General features: G+C 69.8%; 10 protein-coding genes and 1 pseudogene. 2 read left to right on the forward strand and 9 right to left on the reverse strand.

The genetic code is table 11. The annotated features are described in order from the left end of the window. Positions 1-6: 6 nt before the first annotated feature. From ACFWRO_RS20950 to ACFWRO_RS20985, 8 genes and pseudogenes are all read right to left on the reverse strand, one after another. Entirely contained in the window at positions 7-1,320 is a 1,314-nt protein-coding gene (locus ACFWRO_RS20950) for a class I SAM-dependent methyltransferase (protein ID WP_384512343.1), read from the reverse strand. Next, positions 1,317-2,072 carry a DUF1365 domain-containing protein gene (locus ACFWRO_RS20955; RefSeq protein ID WP_384512345.1) on the reverse strand — a complete coding sequence of 252 codons (756 nt, stop codon included), beginning with the start codon at positions 2,070-2,072 and terminating at the stop codon, positions 1,317-1,319. Before ACFWRO_RS20955 ends, ACFWRO_RS20950 begins: the two co-directional genes overlap by 4 nt. Then, the gene (locus tag ACFWRO_RS20960; RefSeq protein WP_384512347.1) at positions 2,072-3,328 is read right to left on the reverse strand and encodes an NAD(P)/FAD-dependent oxidoreductase; all 1,257 of its coding nucleotides are present in this window, start codon (positions 3,326-3,328) and stop codon (positions 2,072-2,074) included. Before ACFWRO_RS20960 ends, ACFWRO_RS20955 begins: the two co-directional genes overlap by 1 nt. A 101-nt stretch (positions 3,329-3,429) precedes the next feature. Next, the gene (locus tag ACFWRO_RS20965; protein WP_384512349.1) at positions 3,430-4,050 is read right to left on the reverse strand and encodes a sigma-70 family RNA polymerase sigma factor; all 621 of its coding nucleotides are present in this window, start codon (positions 4,048-4,050) and stop codon (positions 3,430-3,432) included. A 766-nt stretch (positions 4,051-4,816) separates the two neighbouring features. Beyond that, positions 4,817-5,206: pseudogene (locus ACFWRO_RS20970) on the reverse strand (DUF4394 domain-containing protein); the annotation flags it as partial. A gap of 15 nt (positions 5,207-5,221) precedes the next feature. Next, positions 5,222-6,595, reverse strand: a complete 1,374-nt coding sequence (locus ACFWRO_RS20975; RefSeq protein ID WP_384512351.1) for a cryptochrome/photolyase family protein — start codon at positions 6,593-6,595, stop codon at positions 5,222-5,224. A 216-nt stretch (positions 6,596-6,811) separates the two neighbouring features. Continuing rightward, positions 6,812-7,459 (reverse strand): fasciclin domain-containing protein, encoded by a 648-nt coding sequence (locus tag ACFWRO_RS20980; protein ID WP_384512353.1) that lies wholly within the window; start codon positions 7,457-7,459, stop codon positions 6,812-6,814. Positions 7,460-7,562: 103 nt separating this feature from the next. After that, positions 7,563-9,080: a molybdopterin-dependent oxidoreductase gene (locus tag ACFWRO_RS20985; protein ID WP_384512497.1), complete on the reverse strand. Its 1,518-nt coding sequence runs from the start codon at positions 9,078-9,080 to the stop codon at positions 7,563-7,565. Between the two features lie 410 nt (positions 9,081-9,490). Between ACFWRO_RS20985 and sigK the strand changes: the two genes are divergently transcribed. Together sigK and ACFWRO_RS20995 are read left to right on the forward strand one after the other, a co-directional pair. Beyond that, positions 9,491-10,078: an ECF RNA polymerase sigma factor SigK gene (gene sigK, locus ACFWRO_RS20990; RefSeq protein WP_384512355.1), complete on the forward strand. Its 588-nt coding sequence runs from the start codon at positions 9,491-9,493 to the stop codon at positions 10,076-10,078. Then, the gene (locus ACFWRO_RS20995) at positions 10,075-10,827 is read left to right on the forward strand and encodes an anti-sigma factor domain-containing protein (RefSeq protein ID WP_384512357.1); all 753 of its coding nucleotides are present in this window, start codon (positions 10,075-10,077) and stop codon (positions 10,825-10,827) included. Before sigK ends, ACFWRO_RS20995 begins: the two co-directional genes overlap by 4 nt. Before the next feature lie 47 nt (positions 10,828-10,874). Here the strand turns inward: ACFWRO_RS20995 and ACFWRO_RS21000 are convergent, their stop codons facing one another. After that, positions 10,875-12,947 carry an MMPL family transporter gene (locus tag ACFWRO_RS21000; protein ID WP_384512359.1) on the reverse strand — a complete coding sequence of 691 codons (2,073 nt, stop codon included), beginning with the start codon at positions 12,945-12,947 and terminating at the stop codon, positions 10,875-10,877. Positions 12,948-12,955 lie beyond the last annotated feature (8 nt).

Here is a 12,955-nt window from a genome sequence, read left to right on the forward strand (position 1 = left end):
CCGGTCTCATGGCGTGACGTCCGTGTCGTCGGCGGTGAGCCGGAGCTGGCGGACGTCGAGGTACCGGGATCGGAATCCAGCCTCGGAGTAGGCGAGGTAGAACTCCCACGTCCGCCGGAAGACGCGGTCGAAACCCAGCGATGCGACGGCGGTCTCCTCGTGCAGGAAGCGTTCCCGCCACTGCCGGAGGGTCTCCGCGTAGTGGTCGCCGTAGCCGCTGTCGTGGGTGATCCGCAGTCCGGCGGCCGCGCTCTCCCGAGCGATGGCCTCCGGGGAGGGGATCAGCCCGCCGGGGAAGACGTACTTGCTGATCCAGGTGTGGGTGCGGGCGGTGACGAGCATACGTTCGTGCGGCATGGTGATGGCCTGGAGCGCGACACGTCCACCGGGGGCGAGGAGGCGGCGGAGCCCGGTGAAGTACTCGGACCAGTACTCCGCGCCGACGGCCTCGATCATCTCGACGCTCACGACGCAGTCGTACCGTCCCCGGACGGCGCGGTAGTCGAGGAGTTCGACACTGACCCGGTCGGCGGCTCCGGCGTCCGCGATGCGCCGGCGCGCGAGGTCGAGCTGCTCCTCGGAGAGGGTGATGGTGCGGACGCGGGCCCCGCGTGCGGCGGCGCGGATGGCGAGTTCGCCCCAGCCGGTTCCGATTTCAAGGAGTTCGGTGCCCTGTCCGACCTCTGCCAGGTCCAGGAGCCGGTCGATCTTACGGTGCTGCGCGATGGCCAGCTCCCCGTCTCCGCGGGGGCCTGCCGTCGGCGGCGGGTCGAAGACCGCGGCCGAGTAGGTGAGGCCGGGGTCGAGGAAGAGAGCGAAGAGCTCGTTGGAGAGGTCGTAGTGGCGGTGGATGTTCTCGCGCGCGCCGTCAGGCGTGTTGCGGTCGACAGCGGGCCTGCGCCTGACCCAGGCCCCGCGCAGTCGGCGCAGGGGTGCGGGGACGAGATCGTCGACATGGCGGGCGAGCACGGTGAGGACACCGACGAGGTCGTCGGCGTCCCACTCTCCGGCCATGTACGACTCGCCGAAGCCGATCAGACCGCCGGCGCCGATCCGGCGGTGGAAGGCGTCGGGGTTGTGGAGCGTCAGTGTCGGCTCGCCCGCCCCGCCTCCTCGCGGCCGGGGCAGGCGGAACGTGGCGTCCGGTGTCGCTACGCGCAGGGGAAGCCGGGCGAAGGCGCGCTCGACGAGACGGCGGGCGACCGCGGTGCGTGCGGGCGATGTTCGAGGCAACCGAGCCACGTCGGGCCAGCGCTCAGGATCCACCGGTGGAAAGCCCTCCGGGATGGTGGATGCGGTCGCGGGGCGAGAGAGGTTCACGGAGTGCCTTCCTTGAGCGAGGGGGCGGTGCGGGGGCGTGGTCGTACGGGAAGCCCCTTGAGGTAGAGGCGGATACCGTGCCGGCGAATGCCGATCGAAACGCCGAGAGTCGACCAGGGGTGCCGCAGCACGGCCGCGAGCAGCGTGCGGCAACGGGCGGGACGGCGGGAGCCTCGGACCGTGGCGGTCAGGGGGCGGGAGCCGTCCGATTGCCGGAGCTGGACGGTGAGGTCGAGACGGTCGCCGGGGAGCGGCAACCGCATGCGGTAGGCGCCCTCGACGTCGAGGAACGGCGATACATAGAACTCCTTGGCGACCTCGGCACGGTTCCGCTCGTCGGTGCGGAGCACATAGCAGTGGCGCCCGCCGTAGGTGTTGTGCACCTCTGCGACGACGCAGGCGAGGTTCCCGGCGCGGTCGTGGCACCAGTAGAGGGTGAGCGGGTTGAAGACGTGTCCGAGGACGCGCGCGTGGGCGAGCATCAGCACGTGCCCGTCCGCGTCCCGGACACCTTGGGCGGCGAGGTACGCGTCGAGGCCCGCGCGCAGCGTCGGGGCGTCCCCGTCGAAGTGGTCGCCGGGATCGAAGCGCGCGAGGGGACGCAAGGGCCGGGGAAGGACGGGCAGGTCGTCGATGTCGACCAGCCAGAGGTACGTGCGGTGGCGCAGGGCGTAGTGGAAGGGCGTGACGCGGGTGTGGGCGACCTCGGTCTCGTAGAGGGCGGGGACGGGGGGCGGGGCGACGCCGGTCATCACCAGTTCACCCCCAGGTGCAGGGCCGCCTCGACACCGGAGCGACAGCCGTCCTCGTGGAATCCCCACCCGTGGTAGGCCCCCGCGTAGGCGGTCACCGGGGTGCGGAGGGTCGGGAGCGATCGCTGCGCGGCGACGGACTCCGGGGTGTAGACGGGGTGTTCGTACGTCATGCGCGCCACGACGGTCGACTCGTCGATGCGGTCGCCCGGGTTGAGGGTGACGATGTAGGGCTCGCGGCCGGGAAGCCGCTGGAGCCGGTTCATGTCGTAGCTGATCTGGACGGAGCCGGGTCGGGCGGTGCAGGAGGGCAGCCAGTAGTTCCAGGAGGCCCGGGCATGGGGCGACCGCGGCAGCAGGCTCGTGTCGCCGTGCAGAACGGTCGGGTTGGTGGAATACGTGAAGGCACCGAGGACCCGCCGCTCCTGCTCGGTGGGGTCGGCCAAGAGGCGCAGCGCCTGGTCGGGGTGGACCGCGATCACGACGGCCGCGTGCTCCGTGGATTCGCCGTCGGCGGTGACGACAGTCGCGCGGCCGGCACCACGCACGACGGTGCGTACCGGGGTCGCGGTCCGGACCGAGGCGATGGACTTGGCGACGCGGTCGACGTACGCCGCGGAACCGCCGCTGACGGTCCTCCAATTCGGAGACCCCGTGACCGACAGGAGCCCGTGGTGGTCGAGGAAACGGAACAGGTACGCGGCGGGATACCGCACCGCCGTGTCGGGGGCGCAGGACCAGACGGCGGAGACGAGAGGGATCGCGAAGTGGCCTACGAAGTAGGCGGAGAAGCGGTGTGCCGTGAGGAAGTCGCCGAGTGTCGAGGTCGTGTCCTCGGCGGCCAGCAGGCGGCGCGCGGCGCGGTGGAACCGCGGCACGTCGGCGAGCATCAGCAGATGACGGCCGCGGCGGGCGTTGCCCCCGGCGAAGAGGCCACGTGCCCCTCTCGCGCCCGCGTACTCCAGGCCGCATCCGTCGCAGCGGACGGACATGCTCATCTCCGAGTCCTGCGTGGTGACGCCGAGTTCGCGGAAGAGGCGGAGAAGGTGGGGGTACGTGCGCTCGTTGTGAACGATGAAGCCCGTGTCCACTTGAAGCGTCCCGCCTTCGGGGGCCGCCAGCTCGTGGGTGTGCGCGTGGCCCCCGAGCCGATCCTCCGACTCGTACAGCACGACGTCGTACGCGCGGGAGAGGATGTGAGCGGCGGTGAGTCCCGCCACTCCTGCTCCCACCACCGCGACACTTCGTCCCTTCATGGTCCCCACCTCGCATGTGACGGCCGTCGGTCGGCCGTGACCGGCCGGCCCGTTCGCTTCGATCGGTTCTTCGTAGCCCTCGCCGGGCCGGATGGGCTGGATCAGCCGGCGGTCGCGGCGGGGGACAGGTTGTGGCGCATGCGCTGGAGGCCGCGGCGGGCGTGGCTCTTGACGGTGCCCAGGGGCATGCCGGTGCGGTCGGCGATCTGCACCTGTGTCAGGTCCGCGAAGTAGGCGAGTCGCAGGATGTCGCGCTGAACGCGGGGAAGCCTGGCCAGTTCTTCGATGACCACGATCCGGTCGAGGACCCGCTCGGGCTCATCGACGGGGCCGCCCTCGTGTTCCAGGGAGTCGCCGAGGACCGCCGCGAGCGCGGTACGGCGCGTGCGGGCGGTCAGCGCGTCGGCGATCTTCCGGCGGGTGATGCCCCTGAGCCAGGCAGGCAAGGTGCCACGCTCGGGACTGAAATTGGCCCGTCCGCGCCACGCGGCCACGAAAACCTGCTGTGTGACGTCCTCCGCCTCCCGGGGATCCCCCAGCGCCCGGGCGGCAAGCGTGTGGACCAGCCGGCCCCAGCGCTGATACGCCTCGCCCAGGCAGTACTCGTCGCCCTCGACGAGCCCGCGGGCGATCCAGTCGTCCGCTCCGCCACCGAAGGGCTCGTGATGGGAGTGGAACTCGGTCGGGGCAGCGGTGTCGTCGGTGATCCGGTTTGCGGTCATGACGGTTACTCCTCCGGGCGGTGGCGCTTGCCTCCACAGGGGCTTGGTGTCGCCGTGGTGAAAGCGGCGACCCGGCGGGACCTCACCAATCCCGTGCCCCTTCACATTCCGGCCGATGGATCTCGCGGCGCAACTCGCATCGATTCCGCATCGAATTGACCCAGGTGTGCATCGGTTCGGTCCCAGTGGAGTGGGCGGCGAGACGTGGCGCCGAAGGTGCTGGTCGGCTGGCAGGCGTGGGCCCTCGGTGGCGTCGCCCTCCTATCTGCGGACTCCCCCAGTGTCACCGCGAGTGCACGAACGGGAACGCGAGATCACCGACACCCTGGAAAAGGGAAGCCACTGGTCACCGAGTGGCAGGCAGGCTACGGGGGTCGGCAGAACGGGACCGCTGGACTTCGACCTGCTGCCGCACATCAATCGGATCAACTAGGTCTAGCTGTACCGGTCGGTGGCCGGTGTTCCGGACGCCTAGCCCCACTCCTGTCCTGCGGCCTTGCAGTCGGCCCTGTTCAACGTGAACACCTTCACGCTTCTGGACGTCTTCGGCGAACCGGAGTGAGCCGCCTCCTCTACCCTGCTGACCGGCGCGGCCTGACCCCGCTGTTCGCATCCCACGTCCGCCGGCACGGCGAGGTCAACCTCAACATGGCCGCCCTCGTGGATCTCGCTGCGGCCACCGTGTCCGGCCCAAGCACTGCGGGCGACGGGGCGCCGGTCGGGTGAGCCGCCACATGTGCGAGTCGCGGCTCACCGTCGGGCTTGCCTACTTCTTCTGGTCCAGGGGGAGGGCGATGTCGAAGACCTGACGGTTGGAGGGGAAGCCGCCCGCGTCATCGGCCTCTCCGGTCAGCGGGTTGACCTTGTAGAAGCGGTAGGAGCCGCCTGTGGCGAGCGCGGCGAAGCCCTCGTTGGTGCCGTCCTTCGGCGAGAAGTAGATGTCGAAGCCCGCGCTGGGGCCCGCGTCGACACCGAGGCTGCCGGTGGGGGCAAGGGTGCCGGCGACGGCGGGGGACTGAAGGACGACACGGTCGGTGGTGGTGTCGATGTCGAACAGGCTGGTGGCGTTGGCCACGTCGAGGTCGTTGTTGGTGTAGGCGGCGCCGGTCACCCCAGGTGCGGGGGTGGTCGCGGGCGGCACCGTGAGCGCGCCGTCCATGGCGGAGACCCGTCAGGCGGCGCCCCGCGCGTGGCGGAAGCGCGCCAGACCGTCGGGAAGTGCGACCAACGGATCCGGGTAGTCGAAGGAGGCCCGGTCGAGCCCGGTGACCCGCCAGGGTTCGTGGACGGCCGGACCGTCGAGCCCGGCGAGCTCCGGGACCCAGCGCCTCACGTAGCTGCCATCAGGGTCGTACCGCTTTGCCTGCAGAACTGGGTTGAGGACGCGGTTGGGCCTGGTGTCCGTCCCGGTGCCGGCCACCCATTGCCAGTTGAGCTGATTGTTCGCCACATCGCCGTCCACCAGCAGATCGAGGAAGTGGCGTGCTCCCTCCCTCCAGTCGATGTACAGCGTCTTGGTCAGAAAGGAGGCGGCGAGCAACCGGCCTCGGTTGTGCATCCAGCCCTCGTAGGCGAGTTGCCGCATCGCGGCATCGACCACGGGGTATCCGGTTCGCCCCTCGCGCCATGCCGCAAGATCCGCGTCGGCGTCCGCACCGCGCCTCCAGCGGTCGTGGCGTGGCCGGTAGTCCGCGACTGCCGACTGCGGCCGTGCGGCGAGCACTTGATGGTGGAAGTCTCGCCAGCACAGCTGCCGCACGAACGCCTCGGCTCCCGCACCACCGCGTTTCCGGGCTCGATGCAGAGCCTCCACGGCGGAGACGGCACCGAAGTGGAGATACGGCGAGAGTCGGGACGTGGCGTCCCCCGCCAGGTCGTCATGGCGATTCCCGTAGGCGTCGATTTGGTCCGATGTCCAGGAACCCAGCCGCTTGCGCCCCTCGGTCTCGCCTCCGGCGGCGAGTCCTGGCGACACGTCGGCGATGTCGGAACGCCGTGGCATCCGCTCCGACCTCACCCGCGAGGGCACGACCAACGCCCTTGGGGCCGCCAGCGGTGTCCGCGAAGGTACGTCGGTCCAGCGCCTGTAGTAGGGCGTGAACACCGCGAAATGGTCCGAGCCGACCGGAGTGACGTCACCAGGGGGCACAACGGTTACGACACCGTCGTGGACGTACAGCCGACAGCCGTCATCCTCGAGGACCTTGCGCAACCGTGCCTCCCTGGCTCTGGCGAATCCCGTGACACCAGCGGCCATGTGCACCTCATCGGCCTCGGTCTGCCGCACCAGTGCTCGCACCTCGGTCACCGTGTCACCTTCGCGCACCACGAGACGGCCGCCCCGGTCCTTCAGTCCCCGATCGAGGTCCGAGAGGCAGTCCGCGAGAAAGGCCAGCCGATTGGGGGCTGCGAATCCGGCCCGGTCCACGGCGGGGTCCCTGACGAACACCGGCACCACCTCCTGTGCCCCCTCGTGCGCGGCCCTCAGAGGTGGGTGGTCATGGACTCGAAGGTCAGAGGTGTACAGAACGACGGAGACGGTCATCGCGCCCTCCCTGCTCGGCCGCCTGGCGCGCGAACAACGCCGGCGTACTGGTTTCGCACTCCTACACCTGCGGTTCTCCGAACTGTCGCGTGCCGGATGCGTGCGGCGTGGGCGAAGGAGGTGCAGCCGACTTGTCGGCCGCACCTCCCCCGCTCACATGACTGTGGTTCGGCAGGCTTCACCGAGGTGGTGGCACGGGGAACCTGCCGGAAGCCTCTACTTCGGCATGAGGACGGTGTCGACGATGTAGACATTGGCGTTCGCGGTCCTGACGTTGCCGCAGACGACCTTGGAGGTGCCGTTGACGGTGTACTCCTCCCCCGCGCCCTTGGTGGTGATCATGCCCTTCTGAAGGGTTTCGAAGGAGCCGTCCTCCAACTGCTGCGGGGTCAGCTTCTGGCCCACGACGTGGTAGGTGAGGATGTTGGTCAGAGTGGCCTTGTCGGCGAGCACCTTGTCGAGGTCCGCCTTGGGGATCTTGGCGAACGCCTCGTTCGTCGGCGCGAACACCGTGATGCCCTCGGCGTTGTTCAGCGTGTCGACCAGACCGGCCTTCTGCACAGCGGTGACCAGAGTCGACAGAGCCGGATTGTTCGAAGCGGCCGTCGCCACCGGGTCCTTGGCCATGCCGTCGAACGACCCGGCACCCTCCTTCGGCACCGAAGCACAGCCAGGACCGAACGGCGTTTCCATGGATGTCGCACCGTCGGCCGGGGCTTCGCTGGTGGCTTGGTCGCCGGCGGCTGCCGTGGGAGCCGACTTGTCGGTGTTGCTGTCCGAGTCCGTGCAGGCCGCGAGCGAGAACGGGAGGACGGCTGCGGCTGCCACGGCGACGGCACTGCGGCGCATGCGCATGGTGTTCATTTCTCTTGCTCCTTGAGGGTCTTTCGCGGGTGTGGATGGTTCGCGGGTGTGGATGGTTCGGGTGGTGCTCTCCGGATCGGCCGAGTCGAGGCCTGCCGGTGTTCTAGGTGACGGTGACGAAGACGCTGTGCCACCCACTGGCCCCGTCGGGGATCGTGGGAGCGCGGCGTTCCGTCTGGACCTCGCCCGTGGCATCGGTCGCGCGAACGGTGAGGGAGTGTCCGCCAGGCGCCGCTCGCCAGCGGTAGGACCACTGGCGCCAGGTGTCCACGGTGTCCTGTGCGGCGAGGTCGGCTTCCTGCCAGGGGCCATCGTCGACGCGGATCTGCACGCGGGTGATGCCGCGGCTCTGGGCCCATGCGACCCCGGCGACGGTGACAGTTCCGGCGGAGGGGCGCGCGAAAGGCTTGGGTGTGTCGATCCGAGATTGGGTCTTCACAGGGGCTTTCCTGGCCCACTTCCGCTTGACCCAGTAGGGGTCGTAGGCGTCGAACGTGGTGAGCTCGATGTCCTGGATCCACTTACAGGCCGATACGTATCCGTACAGACCGGGCACGAGCATCCGAACAGGGAAGCCGTGGTCGAACGGGAGGGGTTCCCCGTTCATGCCGACGGCCAGCATCGCGTCCCGGCCGTCCATGATTCCCTCCACCGGCGATCCGAGCGTCATGCCGTCCACCGAGCGGGCCACCAGCTGGTCGGCCCTGCCGCCCCGGGAGGGAGGCTCGACGCCGCATTCGGCCAGCAGCTGGGCCAGACGCACTCCAAGCCAGCGGGCGTTGCCGATGTACGGTCCGCCCACCTCGTTCGACACGCAGGTCAGCGTGATGTCCCGTTCGATCAGGGGTCGAGCCAGGAGGTCGTCCAGGGTGAAGGTGCGGGGGCGGGCGACGCCCACGCCATGAACACGCAACCGCCAGGTGTCCGCGTCGACCTTGGGCACGACGAGCGCGGTGTCGACGCGGTAGAAGTCACGGTTCGGGGTGAAGAAGGCGCTGATGCCGGGCACCTTGAGTTGTGCTCCGGCGGGCACGGCGGGGGCTGGGGACGCCGGCGCGGGCAGGACGAGCTCGTCGCGCGAGGTGGCCGCCCCCTGGCCTCGCCATCCGGTCAGCGCCCGTGCCATAGCGCCTGCTCCGGTGGCGGCGACCATCGTCATGGCGGAAGAGGTGAGGAAACCCCGCCGGCTCCATCCGCTCGTTCCCTCGACACGAGGCCGCGGGCCGGTGGAAGTGGCCTTCCCAGCCAGGAAGTAGAGCACAGCAGCACCCACCACCGCGCCCACCAGAGACGGGAGGGCGTCCCCGAGGCCGGCGGAGTCCGGCCGGTCCAGCGCGGCGGCCGCGCCGACGATCCCGAAGACCAGGACGCCCCCAGCGCCCAGACGCCGGTATCGCAGTGACACCAGGCCCAAAATGATCGCGAACAGGCCGAGGACGGCAAGGATGCCAAGCTGCAGGACGACCTTGTCGTTCTCGCCGAACGTGCGGATCGCGTAGTCCTTCACGGGGGCCGGCGTCCGGTCGATGGCCGCCCCGCCCACCACGGTCACCGGCCCGGCGGCGGGCCTGACCAGGGCGGCGGTCAGCTCGGACGCCGCCAGCGCCGTGTAGCCGGCCATCAAGCCGGTCAGCGCGCCACGAGACGCGCGGCCGGCGCTGTTGCGGAAGTTGCTCACGTCCGACTATTCGGCGACGCCTGCGCGGAGGATTGGCCCATCAGCCGAATGAGTGCACCAGCCGCAGGCCGGATCAGGCCTCACGTCACGTACGCCGTGCTCAGTCCTGGGGACGACCGGAACAGCTCCGGCTGGATTGATCAGCATCCCGAGCGAAAGACGGATCGACCCCCATCCGCACGCTCGTCCGCTACGAACACTGTGGAGACGCAAGTCCCGGCAGCACTATCCGGCCGCCTTGTGACGGACCGGCCACCGCCCTCTCCGAGAAGGACCAGCATGCGACGGACACCCCGCCCCCAGCCGACCGCCCCAGGCGGCTTCGTCCGGCAGCCACAGTCGGAGTCAGGCCGGTGACCCAAGCCCTCCCCTTCGGTGCCCCGGGCGGTGGCGGGCGCGGCAGTCTGGCCGAAGTCATGGAGAAGGTCGCCCGAGGCGACAAGTACGCCTTCTCCACCCTCTATGACGCTCTCGCTCCCCTGGTGTTCGGCATCGTGCTCAAAGTCGTGCGCGACCGCGCCCAGTCCGAGGAGGTCATGCAGGAGGTCATGATCGACCTCTGGCGGCAGGCCGCCCGCTACCAGCCTGATGCGGGGAGCGTGACCACCTGGGCGGCGACGATCGCGCATCGGCGTGCCGTGGATCGCGTCCGCTCGGCCCAGGCTTCCTCGGACCGCGAACACACCCAGGCCGCGCGCGAGCACACTGTTGCCTTCGACGAAGTGGCTGAGCAGGTCGAGATCCGGCTGGAGAGCGAGCAGGTGCGCCGCTGCCTTCGCGGCCTGACCGACCTCCAGCTACAGGCTGTCACCCTCGCCTACTACCGGGGACTCACGTACCGTGAAGTCGCCCAAACCCTGCGCACACCGCTCCCCACCGTCAAGACGCGCATGCGCGACGGACTGATCCGCCTTCGCGACTGCATGGGGGTGACCGCATGAGACAGCACCGCTCCGACCTTCACGCCCTCTCGGCCGCCTATGCCCTCCATGCCTTGGAATCCTCCGAGCGGGCAGACTTCGCTGCCCACCTCGTGCACTGCGAGGACTGCCGCCGGGAAGTGGCCGAGTTCGAGGCGACCACCGCGCGCCTCGCCGCTGCCGCCTCTCAGACCCCACCGCAGTCACTCAAGCGGCAGACCTTGAGCGAGATCGACGGCGTACGCCAACTCCCGCCACAGGTCTCCGCGGCCGGCCCGAAGACGAGCTTCGCGCATCGACTGAAGCGGAAGGCTGTCCCCCTCTCCCTGGCCGCCAGCATCGCCGCCGCGGTGTCCTTTGCCGGCGTCGCCGCCTGGCAGCATCAGGAAATCGAGAACGCCCAGCGCCAGGCACAGCGAGCCGAACAGCAACTCGGCTCGGTCAGCACAGTGCTGGCCGCGCCCGACGCACGCACCGCGCACGGACGCACGACCAACGGAGCCCTCACCACCGTGGTCACCTCGGAGCGCCAGAACAAGGCGGTCTTCACCGCCAGCGGCCTGCCCGCCCCCACGTCCGGTCACACCTACCAGCTGTGGCTCGACCATGCGGGGACGATGCAACCCGCCGGGTTCCTCCACGACGACGGCACCGTGCTCATCGACGGCGATCCCGCCGAAGCAACCGCGGTGGGCCTCACCCTCGAACCCACCGGCGGATCCCCACAACCCACCACACAACCCTTGCTCCTGCTTGCCCTTCCCTCCTGATGATCAGCGGCCGCGAGTCCGCGGCACACGGCAGTTCGGTCGGAGGGTCAGGGGCGGTGGCGGAGGTGGCCCGGCCACCAGACCGTCGGGCCGATGTCCCGGACGAGCGCCGGTACCAGGAGCGAGCGCACCACGAGCGTGTCGAGCAGTACGCCGAAGGCAACGATGAAGGCGATCTGCACCAGGAACGCCAGCGGGATGACCCCCAACGCGGCGAACGTAGCGGCCAGGACCACACCGGCCGAGGTGATGACTCCGCCGGTGGCGACCAGTCCACGGCGTACGCCCTCCCGCGTACCGTGCAACTCCGTCTCCTCACGCACCCTCGACATGAGGAAGATGTTGTAGTCGACACCGAGGGCGACGAGGAACACGAATCCGTACAGCGGTACGGCGGAGTCGGTTCCGGTGAATCCGAAGACATGCTCGAACACCAGGGCGGAGACCCCCAGCGTCGCCACGAAATTGAGCGCGACCGTGGCCACCAGGAGCAGCGGCAGCAGCAAAGAACGCAGGAGGCCGACCAGGATCAGCAGGATGATCGCGAGAACGACCGGGACGATGAGCTTTCGATCCCGCTCGGCGGTCAGCTGGGTGTCGTACTGCTGGGCGGTGTAGCCGCCGACCAGGGCGTCCGCCCCGGGTACGGCGTGCAGTGCGGTGCGCAGGCGGGCGACGGTGTCCTTGGCGGCGTCGGAGTCCGCCGCGTCCTCGAGGGTGACGTCGATCCGCGCGCGCCCGTCCGCGACGAGCGGCTGTGAGGTGCCCGGTGTGGCGTGGACGCTCGCGGAGTCGGCTCCGTCGACGGCCTCGGCGGTGGTGCGCACCTTCTCGGCAGCCTCGGCGTCTGCCATGACTACGACGGGGTTGCCGGCGCCACCGGGGAAGTGATCGCTGAGACGCGCCTGGGCGGCGACGGAGGGGGCGTCCTTGACGAAGATCTCGTCGAGCGGAACGCCCTTGGAGTCGAGCGTGAAGGAGAAGGCCGCACAGGCGAGCAGGCCCACGAGCGAACCGGCCCAGACCTTGCGCGGCGCGCGGTCGACGAGGGCCGCGACCCTGCGCCAGACGGGGTGCGCGTCGTCCCCGGTCGCTGCCTTGGGCCGGGCGGGCCAGTACGCCGCCCGGCCCAGCAGGACGAGGACTGCGGGGAGGAACGTCACCGCGCTGAGCACGGCGCAGGCGATGCCGATGGCGCCGACCGGACCGAGGGCACGGTTGTTGGTGAGATCGCTGAGGAGAAGGGCGAGCAGGCCGAGCGCGACGGTGGCGGCGCTGGCCACGATCGGTCCGAAGGACTGCCGGAGTGCGGCGCGCATGGCCGGCATCCGGTCCCCGTCCCGCGCGCCGAGTTCTTCCCGGTATCGGGCGGCCAGCAGCAGGGCGTAGTCCGTCGCGGCACCGATGACGAGGATGGACAGGATGCCCTGCACTTGGCCGTCGACCCGCACGATGTCGTTGTCGGCCAGGACGTAGACGATCGCGCAGGCCAGACCGAGGGCGAACACCGCACCAAGGATGATCATCAGCGGTAGCAGGACGCTCCTGTAGACCAGCAGAAGGATCACCAGGACGGTCACCAGGGCGACGACCAGGAGCAGGCCGTCGATGCCGGCGAAGGCGTCACCGAGGTCCGCCTGCGTCGCAGCGGGACCCGCCAGCCACGTTTCCGTTCCCGGCACGGCCGAGACCGCTGAGTCGACCTTCTCCAGCGCCGCCGGCAGCTCATCGCCGAGGTCCGGGCGAAGCTGAACGATTCCCCGCAGGGCTTCTCCGTCCGTGGACGGAATGGCCGGCGAGGGCGCTCCGACAACACCTTCAGCGCCCATCAGGGAGGCGAGAGCCTGTGTCGCGGCCGCCTGCGCCGACGGTTCGATTCGCCCGCCGCCGTCAGCGGTCCACACGATCAGGGCCGGCAGGGTCTCTTCCTGACGGAACGCCTCCTGGGCCTGCAGGACCTGAGTGGACTCGGCGCTGCGGGGCAGGAAGGCGGCCTGGTCGTTGGTCGCCACTTCGCCGAGCTTGCCCGCGTAGGGCCCGAGCCCTCCCCCGATGGCAAGCCAGACGATGAGCATCAGCAGCGGCAGCAACCTGCTCGCCCACCGCAATGGTGTGGACATGAAAGCAC

It is taken from the genome of Streptomyces sp. NPDC058579, assembly GCF_042718575.1.
Taxonomy (GTDB): domain Bacteria; phylum Actinomycetota; class Actinomycetes; order Streptomycetales; family Streptomycetaceae; genus Streptomyces.

Bases quoted from the DNA above. Each gene is read 5' to 3' on its own strand.
- ACFWRO_RS20980 (WP_384512353.1), bottom strand. From the start codon at position 7,459: ATGAACACCATGCGCATGCGCCGCAGTGCCGTCGCCGTGGCAGCCGCA.
- ACFWRO_RS20975 (WP_384512351.1), bottom strand. From the start codon at position 6,595: ATGACCGTCTCCGTCGTTCTGTACACCTCTGACCTTCGAGTCCATGAC.
- ACFWRO_RS20995 (WP_384512357.1), top strand. From the start codon at position 10,075: ATGAGACAGCACCGCTCCGACCTTCACGCCCTCTCGGCCGCCTATGCC.
- ACFWRO_RS20985 (WP_384512497.1), bottom strand. From the start codon at position 9,080: ATGGCCGGCTACACGGCGCTGGCGGCGTCCGAGCTGACCGCCGCCCTG.
- ACFWRO_RS20965 (WP_384512349.1), bottom strand. From the start codon at position 4,050: ATGACCGCAAACCGGATCACCGACGACACCGCTGCCCCGACCGAGTTC.
- ACFWRO_RS20960 (WP_384512347.1), bottom strand. From the start codon at position 3,328: ATGAAGGGACGAAGTGTCGCGGTGGTGGGAGCAGGAGTGGCGGGACTC.
- ACFWRO_RS20955 (WP_384512345.1), bottom strand. From the start codon at position 2,072: ATGACCGGCGTCGCCCCGCCCCCCGTCCCCGCCCTCTACGAGACCGAG.
- ACFWRO_RS21000 (WP_384512359.1), bottom strand. From the start codon at position 12,947: ATGTCCACACCATTGCGGTGGGCGAGCAGGTTGCTGCCGCTGCTGATG.